27 protein-coding genes are annotated in these 26949 nt (G+C 57.0%); 12 read left to right on the top strand and 15 right to left on the bottom strand.

Annotated features, from left to right (window positions below):
• Positions 1-118: 118 nt before the first annotated feature.
• The gene (locus CKK19_RS00485; RefSeq protein WP_063149176.1) at positions 119-973 is read right to left on the bottom strand and encodes a hypothetical protein; all 855 of its coding nucleotides are present in this window, start codon (positions 971-973) and stop codon (positions 119-121) included.
• 142 nt (positions 974-1115) lie between these two features.
• On the opposite strand from CKK19_RS00485, the gene fetA reads away from it, so the two are divergent.
• Together fetA and fetB are read left to right on the top strand one after the other, a co-directional pair.
• Complete coding sequence (gene fetA, locus CKK19_RS00480; RefSeq protein WP_063853711.1) at positions 1116-1787, top strand: iron efflux ABC transporter ATP-binding subunit FetA; 672 nt, start codon at positions 1116-1118, stop codon at positions 1785-1787.
• Positions 1780-2562, top strand: coding sequence for an iron efflux ABC transporter permease subunit FetB (gene fetB / locus CKK19_RS00475; protein ID WP_022647290.1), 783 nt, complete (start codon positions 1780-1782; stop codon positions 2560-2562). Before fetA ends, fetB begins: the two co-directional genes overlap by 8 nt.
• A gap of 48 nt (positions 2563-2610) precedes the next feature.
• On the opposite strand, the gene CKK19_RS00470 is transcribed toward fetB, so the two are convergent.
• Genes CKK19_RS00470 through tesA form a run of 3 tightly spaced genes read right to left on the bottom strand, consistent with a single transcriptional unit; the run spans position 2611 to position 4946 of the window.
• Positions 2611-3465 (bottom strand): co-chaperone YbbN, encoded by an 855-nt coding sequence (locus CKK19_RS00470; RefSeq protein WP_022647291.1) that lies wholly within the window; start codon positions 3463-3465, stop codon positions 2611-2613.
• 58 nt (positions 3466-3523) lie between these two features.
• The gene (locus CKK19_RS00465; RefSeq protein WP_154819161.1) at positions 3524-4333 is read right to left on the bottom strand and encodes an SDR family oxidoreductase; all 810 of its coding nucleotides are present in this window, start codon (positions 4331-4333) and stop codon (positions 3524-3526) included.
• Positions 4314-4946, bottom strand: a complete 633-nt coding sequence (tesA, locus tag CKK19_RS00460) for a multifunctional acyl-CoA thioesterase I/protease I/lysophospholipase L1 (RefSeq protein ID WP_003858933.1) — start codon at positions 4944-4946, stop codon at positions 4314-4316. The genes CKK19_RS00465 and tesA overlap by 20 nt, the downstream gene beginning before the upstream one ends.
• On the opposite strand from tesA, the gene ybbA reads away from it, so the two are divergent.
• The 3 genes from ybbA to CKK19_RS00445 all read left to right on the top strand — a co-directional run bounded on the left by ybbA (position 4917) and on the right by CKK19_RS00445 (position 9342).
• Positions 4917-5603, top strand: coding sequence for a putative ABC transporter ATP-binding protein YbbA (gene ybbA / locus CKK19_RS00455; protein ID WP_006809828.1), 687 nt, complete (start codon positions 4917-4919; stop codon positions 5601-5603). The two genes, tesA and ybbA, sit on opposite strands and share 30 nt — an antisense overlap.
• On the top strand, positions 5600-8014 hold the full coding sequence (ybbP, locus tag CKK19_RS00450; protein ID WP_063853714.1) for a putative ABC transporter permease subunit YbbP: 2415 nt from the start codon (positions 5600-5602) through the stop codon (positions 8012-8014). Before ybbA ends, ybbP begins: the two co-directional genes overlap by 4 nt.
• Positions 8015-8196: 182 nt before the next feature.
• Positions 8197-9342: a porin gene (locus CKK19_RS00445; RefSeq protein ID WP_063853715.1), complete on the top strand. Its 1146-nt coding sequence runs from the start codon at positions 8197-8199 to the stop codon at positions 9340-9342.
• Positions 9343-9429: 87 nt separating this feature from the next.
• On the opposite strand, the gene mnmH is transcribed toward CKK19_RS00445, so the two are convergent.
• The 5 genes from mnmH to ppiB all read right to left on the bottom strand — a co-directional run bounded on the left by mnmH (position 9430) and on the right by ppiB (position 13497).
• Positions 9430-10500: a tRNA 2-selenouridine(34) synthase MnmH gene (gene mnmH / locus CKK19_RS00440; protein ID WP_038415556.1), complete on the bottom strand. Its 1071-nt coding sequence runs from the start codon at positions 10498-10500 to the stop codon at positions 9430-9432.
• An 84-nt stretch (positions 10501-10584) separates the two neighbouring features.
• Positions 10585-11652: a 5-(carboxyamino)imidazole ribonucleotide synthase gene (gene purK / locus CKK19_RS00435; protein ID WP_023299480.1), complete on the bottom strand. Its 1068-nt coding sequence runs from the start codon at positions 11650-11652 to the stop codon at positions 10585-10587.
• Positions 11649-12158: a 5-(carboxyamino)imidazole ribonucleotide mutase gene (gene purE / locus CKK19_RS00430; protein WP_023299481.1), complete on the bottom strand. Its 510-nt coding sequence runs from the start codon at positions 12156-12158 to the stop codon at positions 11649-11651. The genes purK and purE overlap by 4 nt, the downstream gene beginning before the upstream one ends.
• A gap of 118 nt (positions 12159-12276) precedes the next feature.
• The gene (gene lpxH / locus CKK19_RS00425) at positions 12277-12999 is read right to left on the bottom strand and encodes a UDP-2,3-diacylglucosamine diphosphatase (protein WP_038415557.1); all 723 of its coding nucleotides are present in this window, start codon (positions 12997-12999) and stop codon (positions 12277-12279) included.
• Positions 13000-13002: 3 nt separating this feature from the next.
• The gene (gene ppiB, locus CKK19_RS00420) at positions 13003-13497 is read right to left on the bottom strand and encodes a peptidylprolyl isomerase B (protein WP_000256009.1); all 495 of its coding nucleotides are present in this window, start codon (positions 13495-13497) and stop codon (positions 13003-13005) included.
• Between the two features lie 175 nt (positions 13498-13672).
• Here ppiB and cysS point away from each other — a divergent pair, with 175 nt between their 5' ends.
• Entirely contained in the window at positions 13673-15058 is a 1386-nt protein-coding gene (gene cysS, locus CKK19_RS00415) for a cysteine--tRNA ligase (RefSeq protein WP_063149179.1), read from the top strand.
• Between the two features lie 89 nt (positions 15059-15147).
• Here cysS and CKK19_RS00410 read toward each other — a convergent pair whose 3' ends face one another.
• The 5 genes from CKK19_RS00410 to folD all read right to left on the bottom strand — a co-directional run bounded on the left by CKK19_RS00410 (position 15148) and on the right by folD (position 19662).
• A complete protein-coding gene (locus tag CKK19_RS00410; RefSeq protein WP_063853716.1) occupies positions 15148-15675 on the bottom strand; it encodes a metal-dependent hydrolase in 528 nt (175 codons plus the stop codon).
• A gap of 73 nt (positions 15676-15748) precedes the next feature.
• Positions 15749-16765 (bottom strand): Mal regulon transcriptional regulator MalI, encoded by a 1017-nt coding sequence (gene malI / locus CKK19_RS00405; RefSeq protein ID WP_023299483.1) that lies wholly within the window; start codon positions 16763-16765, stop codon positions 15749-15751.
• Positions 16766-16848: 83 nt separating this feature from the next.
• Positions 16849-18348 carry a PTS transporter subunit EIIC gene (locus tag CKK19_RS00400; RefSeq protein ID WP_003858916.1) on the bottom strand — a complete coding sequence of 500 codons (1500 nt, stop codon included), beginning with the start codon at positions 18346-18348 and terminating at the stop codon, positions 16849-16851.
• A 232-nt stretch (positions 18349-18580) separates the two neighbouring features.
• Positions 18581-18793, bottom strand: a complete 213-nt coding sequence (ybcJ, locus tag CKK19_RS00395; RefSeq protein ID WP_022647303.1) for a ribosome-associated protein YbcJ — start codon at positions 18791-18793, stop codon at positions 18581-18583.
• A gap of 2 nt (positions 18794-18795) precedes the next feature.
• Positions 18796-19662 carry a bifunctional methylenetetrahydrofolate dehydrogenase/methenyltetrahydrofolate cyclohydrolase FolD gene (folD, locus tag CKK19_RS00390; protein WP_008499332.1) on the bottom strand — a complete coding sequence of 289 codons (867 nt, stop codon included), beginning with the start codon at positions 19660-19662 and terminating at the stop codon, positions 18796-18798.
• A gap of 310 nt (positions 19663-19972) precedes the next feature.
• Between folD and fimA the strand changes: the two genes are divergently transcribed.
• The 6 genes from fimA to sfmF all read left to right on the top strand — a co-directional run bounded on the left by fimA (position 19973) and on the right by sfmF (position 25979).
• Positions 19973-20536, top strand: coding sequence for a type 1 fimbrial major subunit FimA (fimA, locus tag CKK19_RS00385; RefSeq protein WP_022647305.1), 564 nt, complete (start codon positions 19973-19975; stop codon positions 20534-20536).
• A gap of 69 nt (positions 20537-20605) precedes the next feature.
• Entirely contained in the window at positions 20606-21148 is a 543-nt protein-coding gene (gene fimI, locus CKK19_RS00380; protein ID WP_225455015.1) for a type 1 fimbrial protein subunit FimI, read from the top strand.
• Positions 21149-21182: 34 nt separating this feature from the next.
• On the top strand, positions 21183-21875 hold the full coding sequence (gene fimC / locus CKK19_RS00375; protein WP_022647307.1) for a type 1 fimbria chaperone FimC: 693 nt from the start codon (positions 21183-21185) through the stop codon (positions 21873-21875).
• Between the two features lie 14 nt (positions 21876-21889).
• The gene (locus CKK19_RS00370; protein ID WP_063853717.1) at positions 21890-24448 is read left to right on the top strand and encodes a fimbrial biogenesis usher protein; all 2559 of its coding nucleotides are present in this window, start codon (positions 21890-21892) and stop codon (positions 24446-24448) included.
• Positions 24441-25448 (top strand): type 1 fimbria D-mannose specific adhesin FimH, encoded by a 1008-nt coding sequence (fimH, locus tag CKK19_RS00365; RefSeq protein ID WP_022647309.1) that lies wholly within the window; start codon positions 24441-24443, stop codon positions 25446-25448. The genes CKK19_RS00370 and fimH overlap by 8 nt, the downstream gene beginning before the upstream one ends.
• A 9-nt stretch (positions 25449-25457) precedes the next feature.
• The gene (gene sfmF / locus CKK19_RS00360; protein ID WP_022647310.1) at positions 25458-25979 is read left to right on the top strand and encodes a fimbria assembly protein; all 522 of its coding nucleotides are present in this window, start codon (positions 25458-25460) and stop codon (positions 25977-25979) included.
• Positions 25980-26029: 50 nt separating this feature from the next.
• Here sfmF and fimZ read toward each other — a convergent pair whose 3' ends face one another.
• Complete coding sequence (gene fimZ, locus CKK19_RS00355; protein ID WP_022647311.1) at positions 26030-26662, bottom strand: fimbria biosynthesis transcriptional regulator FimZ; 633 nt, start codon at positions 26660-26662, stop codon at positions 26030-26032.
• Positions 26663-26949: the final 287 nt, after the last annotated feature.

Genomic DNA, 26949 nt, shown 5'->3' with positions numbered 1-26949 from the left:
TTACGTATTTGTTGAACGTAAGTATATCGGTTAACGGGCGGGATTTCGCCCCTGTAAAGAGGTGGGAACCGGACTGGTAAAATTAAAACGCCCCGCCAGGAGAGCGGGGCGCATAGCGTTACTCTTCAGACCAGGTATAGCTGAAGTCGGTGATAAACCCATCCCCGGCGTCAGCGATGGCTTTCGATAAGCCCTGATAGTATTTTTCCAGGCCGATGGCCTCTATCTGCTGGATCTGCTCGCGAATGGGCGCGCAGAACAGTACTGCATTGCCCGCTCCGACACGTTTGTTGTTCGGCGGCAGATCGCCGGTAATCCCCTTAAACCAGGTTCTGATCCCTTGCTTTAAGCTGTGCGGCGCTTTTGCAAGATCCTTCTGGCCTGTCAGCACCTGTAAGGTGGGGAACTCATTTGCATTGACGGCGGTTTTCATGCGTGCAAAGAACGCGGTAAAAAGCTCAAAAGAGCCGAGATCCGTGACGCGAGGCTTGGTGGTTTTTCCGTTTTTATTGCCCATTTTTCCGGCAGGGGCTGTAGGCGCCGGAACCACATTGACCTTATGCAGATCCAGACCAAACAGCAGATTGCAGTGCGCCCGGCGCTCTTTAAGCGGGTAGGACATTAGCACGTCAATAAACGCTGTCGCCTTCACATCGGCCAGGTCATGGTTAATCAGCCATTGCGAGCGGGCAAATTCCGCGGGGGAAACGAACCAGTCCGGCACCTCAGTAAAGCGTCTGGATTTACCCTTGCCGTCAAACTCGAGAAAGTAAGCCCCATCATCGAAAGCAAAATAGCAGTTTTTAAAGCTTCCGATCGTGGTGTTAACGATGAGCGCCTTCTTAACAAAATCGACCACCTCTGCACCCATGACAAAACGCGTGAGTTCAGAAGAATTGATGACTTCCATTAATGTTTCCACATCTGGAACACCAGGCTTCAGGGAAGAGAACTCATAAAAGATATGTGTCATGTTGCTGACTTCCTGTAGTTATAGAGGTGACAATTACCGAACAAAAAGTTTAACACTTGCGCTAGGTTAAGGCTATTCGCGCAGCGTAGCGGAAAGGATTATGCTAAAGGCTGTTCTTATCACAGCGGTTAACGGAATCGGTATGAATAATAAAAAAAATCTTCTGGATATCAGGGATGTTGGCTTTCGTGTGGGTGATAACACCATCCTTCAGCACGTCGATTTTTGTCTCTCTCCGGGCGAATTTAAACTCATAACCGGCCCCTCCGGCTGCGGCAAAAGCACCCTCCTGAAAATCGTGGCTTCGCTACTGAGTCCAACGGAGGGAACCATCCTGTTTGAAGGGAAAGATATCGCCACGCTTACACCGGAAAGCTATCGCCAGCAGGTGTCATACTGCGTGCAAACGCCGTCCCTGTTTGGCGACACGGTGTACGACAATCTGGTTTTCCCCTGGCACATCCGCAACCAAACGCCCGATCCGAAAAAGTTTGCGGACGATCTGACCCGTTTTGGGCTTCCGCCGGAGACGCTGACCAAATCGACTGCCGAACTGTCAGGCGGGGAAAAGCAGCGCGTCTCGCTGATCCGTAACCTGCAATTCCTGCCGACGGTGCTTTTGCTGGATGAAATCACCAGCGCGCTGGATGACGCTAACAAGCGCAACGTCAATGAGATTATTCATCGCTACGTCCGTGAACAGGATATTGCCGTGCTGTGGGTGACGCACGATTCAAATGAAATTAGCCATGCGGATGATGTCATCACGCTCAGGCCGCAGGGCGGGAAAATGGAGGAGGCTCACCGTGGGTGAACATAACATAACCAACGAATCGCTGGCGTTGTCGATGGTGCTGGTGCTGGTGGCGATTGTGGTCAGCTACCGGGAGAAGCTGGGGCTGGAAAAAGATATTCTGTGGAGTATCGTTCGCGCGGTCATTCAGCTCATCATCGTCGGCTATGTGCTGAAATACATCTTCAACGTCAATCATGCCGTGCTGACCCTGTTGATGGTGCTGTTTATCTGCTTTAACGCGGCATGGAACGCGCAGAAACGCAGTAAATACATCGATAAAGCGTTCCTCTCGTCGTTTATTGCCATCACTACCGGGACCGCGTTAACGCTGGCGGTACTGGTGCTCTCCGGCTCGATAGAGTTTACGCCAATGCAGGTGATCCCCATTTCCGGGATGATTGCGGGCAATGCGATGGTGGCGGTCGGGTTATGCTACAATAATCTGGGGCAACGCTTCAGCAGTGAACAGCAACAGCTTCAGGAGAAGCTAAGCCTGGGCGCGACACCGAAGGTGGCCTCGGCGCGGTTGATCCGCGACAGCATTCGTTCTTCGCTGATCCCAACGGTGGATTCCGCCAAAACCGTGGGTCTGGTGAGCCTGCCGGGCATGATGTCGGGGCTAATTTTTGCCGGTATCGATCCGGTAAAAGCGATTAAATACCAGATTATGGTGACGTTTATGCTGCTCTCTACGGCGAGCCTGTCGACGATTATTGCCTGCTATCTGACCTATCGGAAGTTTTACAACGCGCGCCACCAGCTGGTGGTGACGCAGTTGAAAAAGACGGGGTAATATCGGCTTTTGTAGACCCGGCAGCGTTAGCGCCACCGGGCATTTTTGTTAGTAAAGCAATGCGTACAGCTGACGACGATACTTAGACGCCAGCGCGTCACCGGTGCCGAGCGCGGCCAGGATCTCCTGGAACATCTTTCGCGCCTGACCGTCTGCGGCGCCCAGGTCCTTCTGAAGGTGGCTAAACAGCAGCTCCAGCGCCTCTTCATTACGCCCCACCTGATGAAGCTGAAGCGCCAGCTGGCTTGCCAGCGCGGCATCCGCCGGGTTGTCCGCAACCTGCTGCTGAAGTTGCTGAATTTCAGGGGTATCCGCCGCCTGTTTCAGCAGGTCAATCTGCGCCACCAGGCCCTGATAGCGGGTGTCCTGATCCTGCATCGGCACCGTTTTCAGCACGGCTTCCGCGTCTTCGGGGCGGTGCAGCGCAATCTGGGTCTCTGCCAGCAGCAGACCAATCTGGCTGTTCTGGTTCGACAGCTGCCACGCGTCTTTTAACAGCGGCAGCGCCTCGTCGTACTTGCCTTCCTGCATCAGCGCCATGGCTTCCTGCGCTTTCAGCTCTTCTTCGCGCGGCAGGACTTTATCCAGCAGGGCGCGGATCGCCTCTTCCGGCTGCGGCCCCTGGAAGCCATCCACCGGCTGACCGTTCTGGAACAGGTAGACGGTTGGGATCGCACGCAGGCCAAACTGGGAAGCCACCATCGGTTCGGCGTCACAATCCAGCTTCGCCAGAATGAATTGACCGTTGTACTGCGCGGCAAGGCTTTCCAGGACCGGCGTCAGCTGCAGGCAGTGTTGGCTGCGTTCAGACCAGAAGTAGAACAGCACCGGTGTAGTCATTGACTGTTCGAGTGTCTGTTGCAGGTTAGCTTCAGTTATGTTGACGATATTCTGTACGGACATGCGGCATTCTCTTTTATCGGTTTACTCTTTACATGGGGGTAAGCGTCGTCGCTTCAACTCAACCCTGCAAAATTTTGTCCATCATCTGCCCCGGCAGCAGGCGTTTCAACCAGCCGACGGCATGGGTCACCAGCGTCACCGGATAGCGCATTTTAGGGGTATCGCTCTCAAATGCGTGGCGCACTTTGGCAACCACGGCTTCTGGCCCAAGCGTAAAACGCGCCGCGATACCGGGATTTTCGACCGGTTGGTCCGCCTGCGTCTGGTTAACGTTTTCCGTAAAGCGGGTGCGGATGGGGCCCGGTTCAATCAGGCTGACCTTAATGCCGCTGTGGCGCAGCTCCATGCGCAACGCATCGGACCAGGCTTCAAGCGCATATTTACTGGCAGCGTAAGCCCCGCGTCCCGGCGTGGAGATCAGGCCCATCACCGAGGAGGTCATGACAATCCGCCCTTCGCCGTGCGGCAGCATGGCGGGGAGAAGGCGCATGGTGAGCTGATGCGCCCCAAAAAAGTTTGCGGAGAACTGCTGCTCCAGCTGTTCCCGTGAGAGGGTCTGTAGCGGGCCGTATACGCCATAGCCCGCATTGTTGAACAGGCCGTAAAGCCGGTTGTTGGTCAGGGCGATAACCTCGTCAGCGGCCTGCTCCACGCTCTCTGGCGAATCGAGATCCAGCAAAATGCCGGTAAGTCCCAGCCCTCGCATGCGTTCGACATCCTCGGGTTTGCGGCAGGCTGCAAGCACCCAAAACCCCTGACGTTTCAGTTCAAGGGCGCTTTCAAGGCCAATTCCGCTGGAACATCCTGTTATTAAGACCGATTTTTGCATAACTTTACCTGTCAGGTTCTCAGCTGTTTGACGAGTCATGTTTTACTAAAGGAGCCAGCCGGGTTGCCATCCAGTCGGCAATGAACGGCTGGGCATCGCGATTGGGGTGAATGCCATCATCCTGCATCCACTGGGGTTTCAGATAGACCTCTTCCATGAAAAATGGCAGCAGCGGAATATCAAACTCTTTGGCAAGCTTAGGATAGATCGCGCTAAACGCCTCATTATACCGACGGCCGTAGTTAGCGGGCAGGCGAATTTGCATCAGCAGCGGCTGGGCGTTAGCGGCCTTAATGGTCTGCAAAATAGTCCGCAGCGTTTGCTCCGTTTGCTGTGGCTGGAAGCCGCGCAAACCATCATTACCGCCCAGTTCGACCAATACCCAACGCGGTTGATGCTGCTTAAGCAGGGCAGGCAGGCGCGATAAGCCTTGCTGCGACGTATCGCCGCTGATGCTGCCGTTAACGACAGACGCCCGGGACTGCCATTTATCATTGAGCAGGGCGGGCCAGGCCGCACTGGCGGCCATACGATAGCCCGCGCTCAGGCTGTCGCCCAGAATCAATAACGTGTCCGCAGCCGCCGCGCGGAAGGTCATCAGCATCAAAAACAGGAAGGGCAAATGCCAGCGGAAAACATTGTTGAAGTTCATCGTCTTAAGAAGTCCGTCGGTCAGGGAGAACACGAGCTTTCCATCCTCACCGGAGTTGAACTCGTTGTCAAACGTGCCGAAACCATCGCCCTGATTGGCGAATCCGGTTCCGGTAAGTCCACGCTGCTGGCCATTCTCGCCGGGCTGGACGATGGCAGCAGCGGGGAAGTGAACCTGGTCGGCCAGCCCCTCCACGCGCTTGATGAAGAGGCGCGCGCCGCGCTGCGTGCCCGGCATATCGGGTTTGTCTTTCAGTCATTCATGCTGATCCCAACCCTCAACGCGCTGGAAAACGTTGAGCTGCCCGGCCTGCTGCGCGGTGAAAATACCCGCGAAAGCCGCGATCACGCCAAAGCGTTGCTGGAACAGTTGGGGCTGGGAAAACGTCTCGACCACCTTCCGGCACAGCTTTCCGGCGGTGAGCAGCAGCGCGTGGCGCTGGCCAGGGCGTTTAACGGGCGCCCGGAAGTGCTGTTTGCCGATGAGCCCACGGGCAATCTCGACCGTAAAACCGGGGACAAAATTGCCGATCTGCTGTTTTCCCTCAACCGCGAGCATGGCACCACGCTGATTCTGGTTACCCACGACCCGCAGTTGGCCGCCCGCTGCGACCGCCGCCTGCGGCTGGTGAACGGTGTTCTTCAGGAGGAAGCATGATTGCCCGCTGGTTCTGGCGTGAATGGCGCTCGCCCTCGCTGCTGATTGTCTGGCTGGCGTTGAGCCTGGCGGTGGCCTGCGTGCTGGCGCTCGGCAGCGTCAGCGATCGTATGGAGAAAGGGCTTAGCCAGCAGAGTCGGGAATTTATGGCGGGGGACCGGGCTCTGCAAAGTTCTCGCCCCGTGCCGCCGGGCTGGATTGAGGAAGCGCGCAAAGAGGGGCTGAAGGTGGGAGAGCAAATCACCTTCCAGACCATGACCTTTGCGGGCGACACGCCACAGCTTGCCAGCGTAAAAGCCGTGGATGACATCTACCCGATGTATGGTGATTTACAAACCAGTCCGCCGGGGCTAAAACCGACGGCCGGTACGGTACTGCTGGCATCGCGTCTGATGGCGCTGCTGAACCTGAAACCCGGCGACAGTATCGACGTCGGCGACGCGACCCTCAAAATTGCCGGGGAAGTGGTGCAGGAACCCGACTCCGGATTTAATCCGTTCCAGCTCGCGCCGCGCCTGCTGATGAACACCGCTGATGTGGCGAAAACCAACGCCGTCCAGCCGGGTAGCCGCGTCACATGGCGCTATAAGTTTGGCGGGACGCCTGCTCAACTGGAGGCGTATGAAAAATGGCTCCTGCCTCAGCTCAAGCCGGAACATCGCTGGTACGGGCTGGAGCAGGATGACGGGGCGCTCGGCAAATCCCTTGAGCGTTCTCAGCAGTTTCTGTTGCTGTCGGCGCTGTTAACCCTGCTGCTGGCCATTGCGGCCGTTGCCGTGGCAATGGGGCACTACTGCCGCAGCCGTTACGATCTGGTGGCGATCCTCAAAACCCTCGGCGCGGGCCGGGCACAGCTGCGCAAGCTGATTGTCGGCCAGTGGCTGATGGTGCTGGCGCTGTCGGCTCTGACCGGCGGGGCGATAGGGCTGCTGTTTGAAAAGCTGCTGATGGTGCTGCTCAAACCGGTCCTGCCCGCTGCGCTGCCGCCTGCCAGCCTCTGGCCATGGCTGTGGGCCATCGGCGCGATGACGACGATCTCCCTGCTGGTGGGGTTACGCCCCTACCGGCTGCTGCTCGCCACCCAGCCGCTGCGCGTGCTGCGCCGGGATGTGGTGGCCAGCGTCTGGCCGCTGAAGTTCTATCTGCCGGTGATTATTGCGGTGGCAGTCGGGCTGTTGGCCTGGCTGATGGGCGGCAGTACGCTGCTGTGGGCGGTGCTGGCGGGCGCGGTGGTGCTGGCGCTGCTGTGCGGCGTAGTGGGCTGGGTACTGCTTAATGTGCTGAGTAAGCTGACAGTTAAATCACTCCCCATACGGTTAGCGGTTAACCGACTGCTGCATCAGCCGTGGTCCACGCTCAGCCAGCTCTCGGCATTTTCGCTGTCGTTTATGCTGCTGGCGCTTCTGCTGGTGCTGCGCGGGGATCTGCTGGATCGCTGGCAGCAGCAGCTTCCGCCGGAAAGCCCGAACTATTTCCTGATCAACATTGCTCCCGAACAGGTGACGCCGCTGAAGGGGTTCCTGTCTGAGCATCACATTATTCCGGAATCGTTCTATCCGATCGTGCGCGCCCGCCTGACGCAGATCAACGGCCAGTCCACGGAGGGAAATAAGGATGAATCGCTCAACCGCGAGCTCAACCTGACCTGGCAGGCGAAACGTCCGGACCATAACCCGATCGTTGCCGGCACCTGGCCGCCGAAAGCGGGGGAAGTGTCGATGGAGGAGGGGCTGGCGACACGCCTGAACGTGAAGCTCGGCGATAGCGTGACCTTTACCGGTGATACCCAGGATTTCACCGCCAAAGTCACCAGCCTGCGCAAAGTGGACTGGGAAAGCCTGCGGCCAAATTTCTTCTTCATCTTCCCGCCGGGCGCGCTGGACGGACAGCCCCAGAGCTGGCTGACCAGCTTCCGCTGGGAAAACGGCAACGGCATGCTGACGCAACTGAACCGGGAATTTCCGACGGTGAGCCTGCTGGATATCGGCGCGATCCTCAAACAGGTCGGGCAGGTGCTGGAACAGGTGAGCCGCGCCCTGGAGGTGATGGTGGTGCTGGTGACCGTCTGCGGCCTATTGCTGCTGCTGGCGCAGGTGCAGGTCGGCATGCGTCAGCGTCATCAGGAGCTGGTGGTCTACCGCACGCTGGGGGCCAGTAAACGGCTGCTGCGCGCCACGCTGTGGAGCGAATTTGCCCTGCTCGGGCTGGTGGCGGGCCTGGTGGCGGCCATCGGGGCGGAAACCGCACTGGCGGTGCTTCAGACGAAAGTCTTTGATTTTCCATGGGAGCCTGACTGGCGGCTGTGGTTAACGTTGCCCGTCTGCGGCGCGGTGCTGCTGTCCCTGTGCGGTGGCTGGCTCGGGACGCGGCTGTTGAAAGGTAAAGCGCTGTTCCGCCAGTTTGTCAGCTAGTTTACTTGCGTGAAGATGACGCACCGGCATTTCTGCTGGTGTGTCATCGCTTAATAGCGCAAATCGTTAATACCCATGCATTTAGTAGCACAAAACATTAAAAACCCGCCCACACAGCCCGAATTTTTCCGGTTAATATTCACCAGCTAAATATTTAGCAGCGTGTCTATCAAGGAAAAATAATGACTATAAGAAAAACAGCGCTGGCGACAACGATCGGCGCAGCAGTGGCATTGGCTTCTTTCGCATCTCAGGCGGAAATCACCCTTCTGAAACAGGATCCGCAGGCGGGTAACCCGCTGAGCCGTCTGAACTTCACCGTTGGCGGCAGCATCCGTCCTCAGTTCCAGAACATGACCGGTGACGACGGCAAAAACGGCTACAAGCGTAACGGCTTTGACGGCGGTACCCGTTTCCGTTTCGCGGCAGACTACTACCTGTTCGATGACATCAGCTGGATCACCTACTACGAGCTGGGTGTGAACATTCCGGCGCAGTTTAACTGGGATAACCACTACGCCGACGGCGCGCACGATACTTCACGCCGTATGCTCTACACCGGTCTGAAGAGCGACACCTGGGGTACGCTGACCTTCGGCCAGCAGAACAGCGTGTACTATGACGTGGTGGGCGCGAAAACCGATATCTGGGACTACGACATGATTGGTCAGGCGCCGGGTAACGGGATCAACGGCGACTACGACGGCTCTTACCGTTCACGCCAGATGCTGAAGTACAAGAAAACCGTGGGCGATGCTGACATCTACGCATCCTATCTGTTTGAAGACAGCGAATACCTGCCGGGCAACGGCCTGCGCTACAAGCGTAAAGGCGGCGGTTCACTGGGTATCGATTACCACCTGACCACCGATCTGACCTGGGGCGCAGCGTGGAACTACACCCGCGCGGACATGCGTAATCCGGACAACGGCGACAGCAAATCCTACGACCAGAACATTCTCGGCACCGCACTGAGCTGGACGCCGGATAACTGGACCTTCTCCGCAGGCGGCGGCTGGTATCAGAACTTCATGACCACCAAAAAAGTGTCCGTTAACGACTACTTCGTCGGTGATGCATGGGGTATTGAATACTTCGCAGGATACAAATTCCCGGTCGGTCAGTATGCGGTGAAATCCATTCAGCCGTACTTCATGGGCGACCGCATTGAGTACGTGAACGGCCGTAACTACCAGCGCATCGACAACGGCGTAGGTATCAGCGTCCAGCTGGACTACGGTTTCCGCGTGGATTACGAACACGTGTTCACCTCCAGCACCGACAACCTGGGCGACATGAACCTGGTGCGTCTGCGTTACGACTTCTAAGTGGTTTGTTCCCCGGTGGCGCTGCGCTTACCGGGGCTACAAAAGCACGCGTAGGCCGGGTAAGGCGTAGCCGCCACCCGGCTTTTTTCAGCGATCAAGCCACTCGGCAATTTCTTCGTACGTCCCGCGAAAAACAATCTTCTCCGCTTTCTTCTCCAGCTGATAGCCGTACATCGGGTCGTAATAGTCCTTCAGCAGCGGCACAAGCCAGCTGAAGTGCGCGTCAGTGCTTCCAGAGCGCTGTTGTTCCAGCAGCGCGGAATCTAATAGCGCGGTAAATTCCGCGAATCGTTGCAGCCCCAGACGACGGCGGATGGCGAACAGGCCGTGATGCAGGTATTCGCTGTAGGCTTTCCAGCCCGCTTCTTCACCGTAGGCGGCAAAAAAATCGGCCCACATGTGGTCGAAATACTCTTCGCGCAGGCGCTCAAGACGGATCTCAAACGGATCTTCGACCACCACGACAGGCGCTTCCGCCATGCGGTCGCGCAGGCACTCCGGCAGGTGGTTAGAGCCAATCATCCGGCCCTCATCCTCCAGCACCCAGCGCGCGGCATCTTTTTTTAGCAGCTCGACGGCAAGGTGATTCTCGAAGCTCGCCTGAGAAAGTTGCGGGGTGAGCGTGCGGCCAAATGACGAGCCGCGATGGTGCGCCAGCCCTTCCAGATCGATGCCCTGCGCATGCTGCTTCACCAGCAGCGTTTTGCCGTTTCCGGTACAGCCACCGATAAGCACCATCGGTTTTTGTGACTGCTCAATCGTCACCTGAATTGCCGTCTGGCGCAGGGCCTTATAGCCGCCGCGGATCAGCGGATAATCGATTCCCGCCTCTTTAAGCCAGGCCTGGGAGATATGTGAGCGCTGGCCACCGCGCGCGCAGCAAAGGTAGCCCTCAGGATGGGCCAGGCTGGCTTCGCGCCAGGCGTTGATGCGCGCCTCTCGCGTCTCGCCGTTGACTAGGCTATGGCCGAGCGTCAGTGCGGCGTCCGGACCCTGGCGTTTATAGCAGGTGCCGACGGCGGCACGCTCGTCGTCGTTCATTAAGGGCAGGTTGAGTGCGGCGGGCATCGCACCCTGGACAAATTCGATCGGCGCGCGAACGTCGATTAAAGGGGTATCGGACGCGAGGATCGCGCGATAGTCCGTTCCATCGTTCATGGTGGTTCCAGAAGAAAGCTAAGCAGCAATGGGCGGGAATTGTACGCCGGGGAAGGGGAAGGTCAACTCCCCGGCGGGGGTTACTTACTTCAGTTTTGACTGCGCCCAGACAATCCCGCTCGCGTATTCTGGCGGCAGCAGGGGAACAATCGCTTCCAGCGTGGCGCTCAGGCGGTCCGTGTCGGTATCGTTCAGGTTCAGGTGGCCGACCTTACGACCCGGGCGCACCGCTTTGTCGTACCAGTGCAGGTGCACCAGCGGCAGCTTCAGCCAGTCGTAGTTCAGATCGGTGCCGATCAGGTTGATCATCACCGACGGGCTGGTCACCACCGGCTGCGGCAGCGGCAGGTCAGTGATGGCGCGCAGGTGCAGCTCGAACTGGCTGATGGAGGCACCGTTTTGCGTCCAGTGGCCGCTGTTGTGCACGCGCGGCGCAAGTTCGTTGATCAGCAGACCCGATGGCGTGACGAAACACTCCATCGCCATTACGCCCACATAGCCCAGCTCATGCATGATGGCAGAGAGCATCTCTTCCGCCTGCGCCTGCTGGTCAGCATTGGCCTGCGGGAAGGCGACGCTGGTGCGCAGAATCCCGTCCTGATGCAGGTTATGCGTTAGCGGGTAAAAAACGGTGTGCCCGTCATGCCCGCGCGCGCCCACCAGCGACACTTCACCGCTGAAGTTTATGCCCTGCTCAACGATGCACTCGCCGTAGCAGTCGTCCGGCAGCTCGGCGGTGTCGTTCGCGCGCAGGCGCCACTGCCCGCGACCGTCGTAGCCGCCGACACGACGCTTCACGATCGCCAGATCGCCCAGCATGGCGAAGACGTCATTCCACTCGCTTTTGTCGGACAACAGCTGCCACGGCGCGGTCGCAAGGCCGAGCTTGTCGAACAGCTGCTTTTGCGTGAGACGGTCGGCGATGATCGGGAAGACGTCGCGGTTCACAAAGGCGTTATGGCGCGCCAGCTCGCGGGTCAGGGCGGTTTCCGGCCAGCGTTCAATTTCGGCGGTGATCACGCTCTGATGGAACGGCACGGCTTCCGGCTCGGCGTCCAGCCCGACGGGCCAGACGGCAATACCCAGCGGCTCACCGGCCTGACGCAGCATCCGGCCAAGCTGACCATTACCAAGAACGCAAACCTGCTTCATGCTGCACCCCGCGGATCCGGGTTATCCAGCACCTCGTCGGTCTGGGCTTTACGCCACTCCGCCAGGCGTTGATGTAAGTCATTATCATGCGTCGCGAGGATCTGCGCGGCCAGCAGGGCGGCATTTGCGGCACCCGCCTTACCAATCGCCAGCGTACCGACAGGGATACCGCGCGGCATCTGGACGATAGAGTACAGGCTATCAACCCCGCTTAACGCGGCGCTCTGTACCGGCACGCCCAGTACCGGCACCAGGGTTTTGGCGGCAATCATGCCCGGCAGATGTGCTGCGCCGCCCGCACCGGCAATGATCACCTCGTAACCGTTCTCTTCGGCGCTTTCGGCGAAGCTGAACAGTTTATCCGGCGTACGGTGCGCGGAAACCACTTCGACGTGGTGCGGAACATTCAGGATTTCAAAGATTTCGGCGGCGAACTGCATGGTAGCCCAGTCGCTTTTGGACCCCATCACGATGGCGACACGCGCCGGATTATTGCGGGAAGACATGCGTCTTAAAACTCCTGTGGTGCGGAACACACTGCTTTCGAGGGCACAGAGAATAGCATGTAATACCGGCAAGGAAAACGGTTGCGTGGTCGTGAAATGGGCGAAAAAACGAGGAGGGTTAGAACGGGAAGGCGATCAGTTCCACACCTTCCGGCGTGACTTTGACCATCGATCCTTCGCTGTGCCAGGCGCCTAAAACCACGCGATGGGCGGGCTCGCCGTTGGCGATAAGGGAATGCACATCGGGACGATGGGTATGGCCGTGGATCAGCCACTGAACGCGATGCTTCTCCATCACCTTCACTACCGCCTGCGGGTTGACGTCCATGATGGTCATCGATTTGCTGCTATTGGCGGCCTTGCTGCCCGCGCGCATTCTGGCGGCGATGCGGTTGCGAATAAACAGCGGCAGGGCGAGGAACACTTTCTGGATCCACGGGGTGTGAACTTTGGCGCGAAACGCCAGGTAGCCGGTATCGTCAGTGCAGAGCGTGTCGCCGTGCATGATCAGAATATTGCGGCCATAGAGGTCAAGCACCTGCTCTTCCGGCAGCAGCGTCATGCCGCTCTCGCGGGCGTAGCGCTGGCCGATCAGGAAATCACGGTTGCCGTGAATGAAATAGCAGGGGACGCCGGAATCCACCAGCGCTTTAATGGCCGCTGCCATCTCACGGTGCAGCGGGTTCGGATCGTCGTCGCCTATCCAGGCCTCAAACAGGTCACCCAGAATGTACAGCGCATCGGCGCTTTTCGCTTCACCGCGTAAAAAACGCAGAAAACCGGCGGTTATCGCCGGTTCTTCTGTTTGCAGATGCAGATCCGCAATAAAGAGTGTCGCCACGAATTACTCGCTGACGGTCACGCTTGTGATCACAACGTCTTCTTTAGGAACGTCCTGGTGCATACCGCTGCGGCCAGTAGAAACGGCTTTGATCTTGTCGACCACGTCCATGCCTTCAACCACTTCTGCGAATACGCAGTAGCCCCAGCCTTGCAGGCTTTCGCCAGAGAAGTTCAGGAAGTCGTTGTCCGCCACGTTAATGAAGAACTGTGCGGTAGCAGAGTGCGGGGCCTGAGTACGGGCCATTGCCAGCGTACCGCGGGTGTTTTTCAGGCCGTTGTTCGCTTCGTTTTTGATCGCTTCTTTCGTCTCTTTCTGGCGCATGCCAGGCTCGAAACCGCCGCCCTGGATCATAAAGCCGTTGATCACACGGTGGAAAATAGTGTTGTTGTAGAAACCTTCGCGGCAGTAGTCCAGGAAGTTTTTAACTGTTTCAGGCGCTTTGTCATCAAAGGTTTTGATTACGATATCGCCATGATTAGTGTGGAAAGTAACCATTTTTGCATCCTGTTCCGTTATTGTGGTGCGTCGACCCGTGCTCGGGTCACATATAGGGGCTTGTTATAGCATAACCACAGGACACGATCACCTTGCATTGTGTGCTGACCGTGCTCCGAATTATGGGTATTATAAGGAACAAACAATCCACACACGTGTTTACATGGAATCTTCGATGTTAAAAATCTTTAATACAATGACGCGCCAAAAAGAGGAATTTAAACCTATCCATGCCGGGGAAGTCGGCATGTACGTGTGTGGTATTACGGTTTACGATCTCTGTCATATCGGCCATGGCCGTACCTTTGTCGCGTTCGACGTGGTGTCCCGCTACCTGCGCTTCCTGGGCTATAACCTGAAGTATGTGCGCAACATCACCGACATCGACGACAAAATCATTAAACGTGCTAATGAAAATGGCGAAAGCTTTGTCGCGCTGGTGGATCGCATGATCGCCGAAATGCACAAGGATTTTGATGCCTTGAATATTCTGCGCCCGGATAGCGAGCCGCGTGCGACCCACCATATTCATGAAATCATTGAGATCACCCAAAAGCTGATCGAGCGCGGTCACGCCTATGTGGCAGACAACGGCGACGTGATGTTCTCGGTGCCGACGGACCCAACCTACGGTGCGCTTTCCCGCCAGGATCTGGACCAGCTCCAGGCCGGTGCACGCGTGGACGTGGTTGACGTGAAGCGTAATCCGATGGACTTCGTGCTGTGGAAGATGTCCAAAGCGGGCGAACCGAGCTGGCCATCCCCGTGGGGCGAAGGGCGTCCGGGCTGGCACATTGAATGTTCCGCGATGAACTGCAAACAGCTGGGCAACCATTTCGACATTCACGGCGGCGGTTCGGATCTGATGTTCCCGCACCACGAAAACGAAATCGCGCAGTCCACCTGTGCTCACGGCGGCGAGTACGTGAACTACTGGATGCACTCCGGGATGGTGATGGTTGACCGCGAGAAGATGTCGAAATCGCTGGGTAACTTCTTCACCGTGCGCGACGTGCTGAAGTATTACGACGCGGAAACCGTGCGCTACTTCCTGATGTCCGGCCACTATCGCAGCCAGCTGAACTACAGCGAAGAGAACCTGAAGCAGGCGCGCGCTGCGCTGGAGCGTCTGTATACCGCACTGCGCGGCACCGACAGGTCTGTTCCGGCCGCTGGCGGCGAGGCGTTCGAAGCCCGCTTCGTTGAGGTCATGAACGACGACTTCAACACGCCGGAAGCCTACTCCGTGCTGTTCGACATGGCGCGTGAGGTGAATCGCCTGAAGTCAGAAGATATGGCGGCGGCGAATGCGCTGGCGTCTCATCTGCGTAAGCTCTCTTCCGTGCTCGGCCTGCTGGAGCAGGACCCGGACGTGTTCCTGCAAAGCGGCGCGCAGGCGGACGACGGTGAAGTAGCGGAAATTGAAGCACTGATTAAAGCGCGTCTGGAAGCGCGTCAGGCGAAAGACTGGGCGGCGGCGGATGCGGCGCGTAACAGTCTGACCGAGATGGGTATTATTCTGGAAGATGGCCCGCAGGGCACCACCTGGCGTCGTAAGTAATTTTCCCCTCACCCTAACCCTCTCCCACAGGGAGAGGGGATGGTTAGGTTTTCTCCCTCTCCCTGTGGGAGAGGGCTGGGGTGAGGGCATCAGCGCGCACGTTTTCTCCACCATAACACTCCCATCAGCACCATCCCCGGCAGCCACACCCACAGCAGTTCCGAGATAATCACCTGATGCCCGTACGGCGTGGTATAGCGCGACAGTGCAAACGGCGCGACCTTAATCACCTGCCACGGTGCAAAGAAGCGCTCATCTGACCAGGGCCACAGCCAGCCGACGCCTTTCCCGCCGGTGGTAATCGAATCCAGCAGGCTGTGCGACAGCAGCGACACGGTTAAAAACAGCCAGCAGCGCGACAGGCTGGCCCGGAACCATCGACGCCCAGCCAGCACGCAAAGTATGGGCACTACCAAGGCAAACAGCAGCGAATGAGTGAAACCGCGGTGGCCGAAAATATTCCCGTAGGCGACACCGAATTTAAACGCCAGTACGTCAGCGTCAGGCAGCATGGCGAGGACGATCCCGGCAAACAGCAGGCGGGGTGGGATGACTTTGGTTCCGAGCCCTAAGCCCAGACACAGAGGTACGGCAGCGTGGGTGATAACGGTAGGCATTGCATTTATCCATGGCAAATCATGGAAATATAGCAGTCATCTCGCGCTAAAAGACCCATGCTAAATTCTGAATTTACGCCGATTCCCGCGCGATAAGCTGGCCGGAGAGGGTAATACGCTGCGTTTGCAGATCCGGCTCCTTCAGCCTGCGGATCATCAGCCCTGCCGCCTGGCGGCCGGTCTCTTCACTGGCAGACGAAACGTAAGTCAGTGACGGCGACGTGAGATTAACGTGGAGCATATCTTCAAAACCAATCAGCGCCACCTGCTGGGTTAAAAACACGTCTTTGCCCACCGTGCGCCCCACCTGGTGAATGCCGGAGATCGAACCGATCATCGCGTCCGGCGAATGGCAGAGCAGGGCGGTAATCGTGTTGTTCTTCTCCAGCAGCTGGCGAGTCGCCATGGCCGCCGCCTGCGTATCATCGGTGCAGGCGGGAGAATATTCCTCACGCCAGACCAGGCCGTTCTGCGTCATCGCGCTGCGAAAACCGAGCAGGCGCTGCTCGCGAATACGGCACCCGTCGCGCCCGCCAATGTAGGCGATGGTGCGGTGCCCGCGCTCGATAAGATAACGCGCGGCCAGGTTCGCCGCCTGGCGGTTATCGCGCATCACCAGATTGCATTTCTCTTCCAGCAACGACTGCGAAACCGCCACAAGCGGCAGCGGGCATTGGCGAATGTGTTCCGGGAGAGAGGCGGCGCGGGTGTCCGACGCCAGATAGATGACGCCCGCCACGCCCTGCTGCTTAAATGAGAGCAGGGTACGCTCAAGATGTTCGTCGTCGTTCAGCGGCTGACCGAGAAAAACCATATAACCCTGTTTCTCCAGCTCCTGAACGATGCTCGCCATCACTTTGATGGAAAAGCTGTCGCTGAAGTCCCGCAGGATCAGGCCGATTAAGTTGGAGGTGTTGGCGCGAAGGTTGGCAGCGGCGACGTTATGAACATAGCCCAGCGTTGTGATGGCGGCATTGACCTTCCCGATCGTCGCCTCTGAGATTTTCCCTTTCTGGCGCAGCACCAGCGACACGGTAGAAACCGACACGCCCGCATGCTTTGCAACATCAATAATGCTGACTTTCTTCAAAACCGCTCCCTGAAATTTACCGATTATCAGCCAGATAAGAGGCGTACCCCAGCGTACAGGAGACGCCTCCTTCAGGCATCTTATTATTTGCCAATCATCGTGGACATGGTCTGGGCGATAAACTGTGCTCTGGCCCCGAAAATCACCTGTATCCCGTTGTCGCCAACAAACACCACGCCGCGTGCGCCCAGCCCGTTCAGCCCGTCCCGGTCCACCGCTTCGCTCTTAGCCACTTCCAGACGCAAACGCGTGATGCAGGAGCCGACAGAATCAATGTTCTGCGCACCGCCCAGCAGGCCGATGATTTCGGTGGCAAGTTCGGAATCGGACTTGTCATTTGCGCTGGCGGTCACTTCGGTGCGGCCCGGCGTTTTCACGTCGAAACGGCGGATCACGAAGCGGAAGGTGAAATAGTAAATCAGGGCCATTGGGATACCGATGATAATGGCGCTCAGGAAGTTGGTCTGATAGCCGTTAAACGACGGCAGGATCCCGAACGACAGGTAGTCGATAAAGCCCGCCGAGAACGACTTGGCGATGTGCGCATGCAGCAGGTACATGGTCATGTACGCCAGGCCCGCCATGATGGCGTTGAAGACGTAAAGGATCGGCGCCACGAAGATAAAGGTGAACTCTACCGGCTCGGTGATGCCCGTCAGGAAGCAGGTGAGGGCGGCGGAGAAGAGAATACCGGCCGCGATTTTCTTATTCTTCGTGTGCGCTTCATGGTACATCGCAAGGCACGCCGCAGGCAGCGCGAACAGCATCAGCGGGAACTCGCCCTGCATGAATTTCCCGGCGTTCTGGTAGGTATCGCTGCTGAAGGATTTCACCCCCTCTTCGAGCATCTTGAACCAGATGGTCTGGTCGCCGTGGATCACCTGACCCGCCTGGGTAGTGTAATCCCCGAACGAATACCAGAAGGAGGGATACCAGATGTGGTGCAGGCCGAGCGGGATCAACGCGCGCTCCACCAGCCCGAAGATAAAGGTCGAGGCCGCCTGGTTATCGCCGTTCACCACCACGGACAGGGCGTCGATCCCGGACTGAATATGCTGCCACACGTACGGCAACAGCAGGCCGAGCAGGAACGACAGAAATGCCGTCGCAATCGCCACAAAACGCTTCCCGGAGAAGAAGCCGAGGAATTCCGGCAGCTGCATGGTGTGGAAGCGGTTGTAGCACCAGGCCGCGAGAATACCGCAGATCAGGCCGCCAAAGACGCCCATTTGCAACGTCGGAATGCCGACGACCATGGCGTATTTCCCGCCTTGGGAGGCCATTTCCGGCGTAATGCTCAGCACGGTGCTGATGGTGATGTTGGTGACAAACACCGAGACCGCCGCAGAGAGTGCCGCAATGCCGGATTCCGAAGCCAGACCGACGGCAGAGCCGATGGCGAACAGCATCGGCAGGTTATCAAAGATAACCCCGCCGGCGTTCATCATCAGCGGCAGGTGGAACTTATCGCCGAAGGCCAGCAGCAGGCCCGCAGCGGGAAGCAGTGAAATTGGCAGCATTAAGGCGCGACCAATCATCGATAACTTAGACAGCGATTTAACAAACCCTGATATCAGACTCATGCTGATTTCCCCCGAGTAGCGCTTTTTCGCGCTGTTATTGTAAGTAGAACGTTTTAGTAGAACGTTCTACTTATCGTGGGGAAAGTCTGAAAATCGCGCAACATAATTTTCACGTTTCGCCAGAGGGAATAGTGATTATTTGAAGTTGATCGATAATTAACCGTGATGGGTGTGAGGGGATGTTTATCCCCTCTCCCTGTGGGAGAGGGTTAGGGTGAGGGCATCAGACAGCTCAGGCCGTCACGGTCACGCTCTGACCTGCAAAGCTCACGGTCTGGCCCGCGACAATTTTGCAGCGCTTGCGGGTTTCCACCGTGCCGTCTACTTTTACCTGCCCGTCGGCGATGACGATTTTCGCCTGCGCACCGCTTTCGCTCCAGCCTTCCAGCTTCAGCAGATCGCACAGCTCAACGTGCGGATGTTTACCTAAAGAAAAAGTTGCCATGATTACGCGTCCTCTACGTCGTGATACTCCTCGCACGCCTGCAAGGTATTCTGAATCAGTGTTGCGACCGTCATCGGGCCTACGCCGCCCGGGACCGGAGTAATATAGGATGCGCGCGCTGCGGCATCTTCATACACCACGTCGCCAACCACTTTGCCGTTTTCCAGACGGTTAATACCCACGTCCACGACGATTGCGCCCTCTTTGATCCACTCGCCCGGAATAAAGCCCGGCTTGCCGACCGCAACGATCAGCAGATCGGCGTTTTCGACGTGATGACGCAGGTTTTTGGTGAAGCGGTGGGTGACGGTGGTGGTGCAGCCCGCCAGCAGCAGCTCCATGCTCATCGGGCGGCCCACGATGTTGGAGGCGCCAATCACCACGGCGTTCAGGCCATAGGTGTCGATGTTATAACGCTCCAGCAGCGTCACGATGCCGCGCGGGGTGCACGGACGCAGGCGCGGCGCGCGCTGGCACAGGCGGCCCACGTTATACGGATGGAAACCGTCAACGTCTTTGTCCGGCGCGATACGCTCCAGCACCTTCACGTTGTCGATGCCCGCAGGCAGCGGCAGTTGAACCAGAATGCCGTCGATCTCTTTATCGGCATTCAGGGTGTCAATCAGTTCCAGCAGTTCTGCTTCGCTGGTGGTTTCCGGCAGATCGTAAGAGCGGGAGACGAACCCCACCTCTTCACACGCTTTGCGTTTGCTGCCGACATAAATTTGCGAAGCCGGGTTGCTGCCAACCAGCACTACGGCCAGCCCTGGGGCGCGTTTTCCGGCAGCTTTACGCGCCTTCACTTTTTCCGCAACCTCAGAGCGCACCTGCTGCGCAATCGTTTTACCGTCAATAATCTTTGCTGCCATCAGAGAGAAGATTCCGTCTGTAACGTTAGAAAGGGGGGATTACCTGTATTTTGTCAGAAGCGAGCGCCGCTGTCAGTCACCCTTTACGAGATTTCATCGATGGCCCGCAAAACCCCTTCTCAGGGCATGGTCAATTTCTTAGAGGCGAATAGGATGTGACCTGGCAAAATGGCAGCGTTTTGACATATTACAAAATAGATTCCTGAGCTACTTTGTCCTCTCCGAAATAAGCCTTCAATTTTTTAATTGAACGTATTTCTTATTCCCGAATATGCGCGGGAAGGGTTATTTACATTTTAAAGGAATAGACATGAAACTCAGCAACATTGCTTCTACTGTTATTGCAACTCTGGCCCTGGTCGCGGGTGCCGCTCACGCAGAAGATCCGGTAGCACCTGTATCTGTAAACGGTGGTACGGTGCATTTTAAAGGTGAATTAGTGAATGCCGCGTGTTCAGTGAATACTGACTCTTCAGAGCAGACGGTTAATCTCGGCCAGTACCGTACCGCAAAATTCACTAAAGTGGGTGACACCACCTCCAATATTCCCTTCACCATCGAACTGAACGACTGCGATCCTGCGGTAGCGAAAACCGCTGCTGTCGCGTTTACCGGCCAGATCGACGCCACCGACAAAACGCTGCTGGCGGTAAGCTCCGGTAACAACGACAACTCCGCGAAGGGCGTAGGCATTGAGATCCTCGACAGCAAATCCTCCACGCTGACCCCGGACGGTGCAACCTTCTCTGCGGCGCAGAACCTGATTGAAGGGACTAACACCCTGAACTTCACCGCGCGCTATAAAGCCACGGCGGCGACCACCGCGCCGGGCCAGGCAAACGCGGACGCAACATTCGTAATGAAATACGAGTAATGCCTGAGTACAGGGATGTGGCTGGCCTCAGGGAAGAGGTCTTTTGATCGCCTATACCGGGAGCGAAGGATGACAAGGACTGGGATACTGCTGTGTGCCCTTGCGATTGCCTCAGCAGTAAACGCACATACCGTTGTCATAGACGGCGGCAAAGTACACCTCAGGGGAGAGCTGGTTAACGGCGGCTGCGCCGTGGCCCCGGACAGCCAGAATATGCGCGTGGATATGGGGCAATACCGCACAAACGCCTTTTCCGGCGTCGGCAGCTTTTCCACGGTTAATGTGCCTTTCACCGTACGTCTGCTGGATTGCAGCGTGGACGTCTCCCGCACCGTGGGGATCCAGTTCCAGGGAGTGACACCGGCAGAAGACCCGCAGGTTTTCCTGGCGACATCGCGGCCGGGGGGAAATGCGGTCAGCAGTGGTGTCGGACTGGCGCTTTTTGACGAACAGCAACGTCAGATCATCCCGAACGCGACGGCAGTGAGCTGGTTACCCATTAACACCCGCGAGCTGGTATTTCATTTCAGCGCCCGCTACCGGGCTATTTCCGAACACCTTGTACCAGGCACTATTCAGTCGAATGTCTGGTTTACGTTGATTTATCCCTGACGCCTGCGAACTAATTATTAAAGGTACGGTTGTGATGAACACCCTGATTAAACCTGGACTGTTTTTAACTTTTATTTTGATGATGGTTTCTGCCAGCGCGAATGCATCCGGCGGAATTGCGCTGGGCGCGACGCGCGTTATTTATCCGGCCGATGCAAAACAAACGTCGCTGGCGATCACCAACAGCAATAAACAAGAGCGCTATTTAATTAACGCGTGGATAGAAAATGCCAACGGGCAAAAGGAAAAAACCTTTGCCGTCACGCCGCCGCTGTTTGTCAGCGAGCCGGCCAGCGAAAACACCCTGCGCATTATCTACGCAGGCCCGGCGCTGCCTGCCGATCGCGAATCACTCTTTTACATGAACGTCAAAGCGATTCCCTCCGTCAGCAAAAAACATCAGGACGGCAACAACGTCCTGCAACTGGCCATTCTGTCACGCATCAAGCTGTTTGTTCGCCCGGCTAACCTGGCGATGCCGCCGGAAGAGGCGCTCTCACAGCTGCGTTTTGAGCGCGTCGGCAACCATCTTAAGGTGAGCAATGCCTCGCCGTATTACGTCACGCTGGTCAATCTGAAGCTCGGCGGTCAGACGCTGGAGAACCTGATGGTTGCCCCTAAAAGCTCGGCGCAGCAGGTGCTGCCTGCCGCAGCGAGCGGCACGCTCTCCTGGCAGAGTGTGAATGACTACGGTGCCATTACGCCGGCGCGTAGCGTCAGCCTGTGAGCAGAGACAGGGCGATGAACACTCAATGGCGTTACTGCCCGGTTGCGCTGGCACTGATGGCAACGCTCTGGCCACACGCTGGCTGGGGTGAAAGCTACTTTAACCCGGCGTTTCTCTCCGATGACGCGGCGAACGTGGCGGATTTGTCGCGTTTTGAGAAAGGCCACCAGCAGGCACCGGGCGTCTATCGCGTCGATATCTGGCGTAACGATGAGTTTATCGGCACCCAGGACGTGCGGTTTGAGCAAGCCGACAACACGCCGCCGGTCGCGGGCGGTTTGTCGCCGTGCATTACGCGCGCGATGCTCGATCGCTTTGGCGCCAATATCGCCGCCTTCCCGGAACTGAGCAACGTGCAGGGCGAGACCTGCGTTCCGCTCACCACGGCTATTCCGGGCAGCGAAACGGCGTTCAACTTCGCCTCGTTGCGCCTTAACGTCAGTCTGCCTCAGGTGGCGATGCAAAACAGCGCCCGCGGGTATATTCCGCCTGAACAGTGGGATGAAGGCATCCCCGCCGCGCTGCTGAACTACAGCTTCACCGGCAACCGGGGCAGCGACGACGACAGCTACTATCTGAACCTGCAAAGCGGGTTGAACTATGGCGCCTGGCGATTACGCAATAACGGCGCGTGGCGTTATACTGAAAGCAACGGCCAGCGGCACAGCAGCTGGCAAAATATTGGCACCTGGGCGCAGCGTACGGTCATTCCGCTAAAAAGCGAGCTGGTGCTCGGCGACAGCAACACCGGTAACGATGTCTTCGACAGCGTCGGTTTTCGCGGTGGTCGGCTCTATTCGTCCGACAGCATGTATCCGGACAGCCTGCAAGGCTACGCGCCTACCGTACGCGGAATCGCCCGCACCCCTGCCAAAGTGGTTATCCGCCAGAACGGATACGTGATTTACCAGAGCTATGTGCAGCCGGGGGCTTTTGCGATAACTGACCTTAACCCGACCTCCTCAAGCGGTGACCTGGAGGTGACGGTGGAAGAGAAGGACGGCAGCCAGCAGCGCTACACCGTCCCGTATTCCACCGTTCCGTTGCTTCAGCGTGAAGGACGCTGGAAATACGATCTGGTGGCAGGGGACTATCGCAGCGGCAACAGCGAGCAGGACACGCCGTTCTTTACTCAGGGTACGATGATTGCGGGTCTTGCCGACGGCTACACGCTGTACGGCGGAACGCAACTGGCCTCGCGCTATACCGCCATCGCCATTGGCGCGGGAAAAAACCTCGGTGACTGGGGGGCGGTGTCACTTGACCTCACCCATGCCCGCAGCCAGCTTGCCGATGACAGCCGCCATGAAGGGCAGTCTCTGCGGTTCCTGTACGCAAAATCCCTTAACGGATTCGGCACCAACTTCCAGCTGCTGGGCTATCGCTACTCGACCAAAGGCTTCTACACCCTCGACGATGTGGCCTGGCGCACAATGGAAGGCTACCAGTATGGCGACGATCAGGACGATGACGGCGTGCCGGACGTGCAGAGCTATCACAACCTGACGCTGAATAAAAAAGGACGTTTCCAGCTCAATATCTCCCAGTCTCTTGGCGATTACGGCTCGGTGTACGTGTCGGGCAGCCAGCAAAGTTACTGGGGCACCAGCGAGTCCAACGTCTGGTATCAGCTCGGCTACGCAGGCGGGGTGAAAGGGGTCAGCTACGCCTTATCCTGGTCATGGAACAAGGCCGTCGGCATTGAAGGAACTGACCGGATCGCCTCGTTTAACGTCTCCGTCCCGTTCAGCCTGTTCACCCGTCACGGCTACCGTCGCGATAACGCGATCGACCGGGCCTATGCCACGGCCTCAGCCAGCCGCAACAGCGACGGTGATACCAGCTGGCAGACCGGGATCAGCGGAACGCTGCTCCAGGATCGTAACCTGAACTACAGCGTCACGCAGGGTCACACCAGCAATAACGGTGCCAGCGGCAGCGCCAGCGCTAACTGGCAGGCAACGTACGGTACGCTGGGCGTGGGCTACAACTACACGCGGGATCAGCACGACCTCAACTGGCAGCTCTCCGGCGGCGTGGTAGGGCATTCAGACGGCATCACATTCAGTCAGCCGCTGGGCGATACCAACGTCTTGATCAAAGCGCCGGGCGCGTCAGGCGTGAGCGTCGAAAACCAGACCGGCGTCAAAACAGACTGGCGTGGCTATGCGGTGATGCCGTACGCCACGGTGTACCGTTACAACCGCGTGGCGCTCGACACTAACACCATGAGCAACAACACCGACATTGAAAATAACGTTTCCAGCGTCGTGCCGACGAACGGTGCGCTGGTGCGCGCCAGTTTTGACACCCGCATCGGCGTGCGTGCGTTGCTCACCGTGAAGCGTGATAACCAGCCTGTGCCGTTTGGGGCGGTGGTGCGTGAGACGCAGAGCGGCGTAACCAGCATGGTGGGAGATGACGGTCAGATTTACCTGAGCGGGCTGCCGCTGAGCGGGGAACTGCTGATTCAGTGGGGAGACGGGAAGCAGTCCCAGTGTCGTGCGCCCTACAGCCTGCCAGAACAGAGCCTGCAACAGGCGATCACACTTAAGGGGATCCGCTGTGAATAAAATCCATTATCTGGGGCTATCCCTTCTGGCATTTTTGCCGCTATCTGAGGCGTTCGCCACCGTCTGCGTCAATGAAAATGGCGTGCCGACGGAGGTGTATTACGACCTGACGGATAAATTCAACAGCTCCAATAACCAGGTGGGGCAGATTGTTACACTCAGCGAGAAGTCCCAGTGGGTGGGCGTCAACGCCGTCTGCCCTAAGGGAACGTCCGGGAACACCACCAAGCGTAGCTATGTGACCGAATTCCCGGTCACAGGCACCAGCGATGGCTACCAGTATCTGAAGCTAAACGACTATCTGGACGGGGCGATGAAAATCACCGACAGCTACGCTGGCACGTTCTATCCACCCAGAAAGTACATTCAGATGGGGAGCCATCCGAACGTGTCTAAAAACAAACCGTTTGGTGTACAGGATTCCAGCCTCGTCTTTCGGCTTAAGGTGACCCGACGCTTTATCAATATGGTGGTGATCCCCCGGGCAATCATGTTCCGGGTTTACGTCACCACGACCTCCACGGATCCGCTCACCACGCCGGTTTATACCATCAGCTACAGCGGGACCATTCAGGTGCCTCAGAGCTGTGAGATTAATGCCGGAAATGTGGTGGAGTTCGATTTCGGAGACATCGGCGCCTCTCTGTTCAGTAAAGCGGGCATCGGAAATAAGCCGGAGGGGATCTCAGCGCAAAGCAAAACCATCGGCATAAAATGCACCAACGTCGAGGCGAACGCCATGCTCACAATGCGTGTTGAAGCGGAGAAGGTTTCAGGCAGTACGCTGGTCTCTGATAACGCGGATGTGGGTTTTGTGATTGCCAACAGTAATGGCGTGCCGCTGACGCCGAACAACCTGACCAGCAAAATCCCGTTCCGTCTGGACGATAGCGCACAGGCACAGGTGGGGATCCGCGCGTGGCCCGTCAGCGTGACCGGTAAAAAACCTGCCGAGGGGCGTTTTACCTCTCGCGGCTATTTACGCGTCGACTATGACTAAGGAGCAGGTATGCGAAACGGAATGCGGTATATAGCCGTCGCGCTCTTTGCGCTTTGCTCCCCTGCGCACGCAGAGACAGCGCTTGGGGAAATTAACATTCAGCTCTATGGCAATATCGTGGATTTTACCTGCGTGGCGGAGGGGGACGACAGCAATAAAACCGTCACGCTCGGCACCTGGCCCACGAAACAGCTCCGCACAACGGGAAGCCGGACGCAGCCTGTACCGTTCACCCTGAAGCTGACCGGATGCCCGCCGGGGGCGGCTTCGATCACATTTACGGGGAAGATGGACGGGCATGATAACAGCCTGCTGGCGCTGAATGATGCCAGCGCGGCCAGTAACGTGGCCGTGGAGATCCTCGACCGGGATAAAACGCGCCTCGCGTTGCAGCAGGCCAGCCAGACGGTGTCCGTGGATGCGCAGGGAAATGCCGAACTGTCGTTTTATGCCAATTATATCGCCACGGCGGATAACCCGCAGCCGGGCCGGGCTGATGCCGATGCAACTTTCATGATTAATTATAATTAATCGTATCCCCTCTCCCTGTAACGGTTATATGTTGCAGGGAGAGGGAAGGATTACAGTAATTCGTGCGCTTTCGCGTAATCAATTAATTCAACGATACTTTGTACGCCCAGCTTGGAAAAGATATTAGACTTATGGGCGCTAATTGTTTTGTTGCTAAGTAATAATTGATCCGCAATCTCCTTATTAGATAATCCGTTCGCCAGATATCGCAGAACCGTCACTTCACGATTCGATAATGGCATATCCACAGCGGCGCCTGTCCGGGAGCCTATATGGTTTATAAAACTCAATGTTTCTGACGGGAAAAAAGAATAGCCCGTCAGTATCATTTCCACCGCGTTATAAATTTCCCCCAGATCTTTCCGCTTACTGACAAAACCATTTGCCCCGGCGCGGATGGCGCGCCCTGCGTAGAAGGCTTCAGATTTCGAAGAGAGGAAGAGAATCTTAATATCTTTATTTAAGTTTCTGATTCTTTTCAATAATACGAAGCCGTCCGTGCCTGTCATTTCGATATCGAGAATGACCAGGTCGATGGGGTGGTTGCGTATACAGTCAAGCACTTCGTGGCTGTCGCCTGACTTCAGTTTGACCTGGATGTTTTTATTTTTCTGTAGCAGGACTTCTATCGACATTCTGACGATAGGGTGTTCGTCCATAATGATAACGGATGCCGGTTTCATTTTTTATGCCTCAGATTGTTAAAAGCGTTATGCTGAGTTTTGTTAAAACTCTCGAAAAGCCGGAAGGATAATTACGCAGATCCTTGTACGGTAGATCCCTGGGAAGAGCGAAAGCATCCTTGTTTACGTAGTGGTGATATCAATGCCTGAGCGCAGTTATCTCATAAGGCTGTTATGGCAAAATGATTTTTCTTATTCGCGTGTCAAACACGTCTTATTATACCGTTTAAGTATTGTCCGAAAAGCCTGTAAATTAATGTCCATATATTGATGATTATTATCTTCTG

It is taken from the genome of Enterobacter sp. CCUG 70166, assembly GCF_020224095.1.
Taxonomy (GTDB): Bacteria; Pseudomonadota; Gammaproteobacteria; order Enterobacterales; family Enterobacteriaceae; genus Enterobacter; species Enterobacter intestinihominis.
This window is presented reverse-complemented; position numbering and strand designations above follow the sequence as displayed.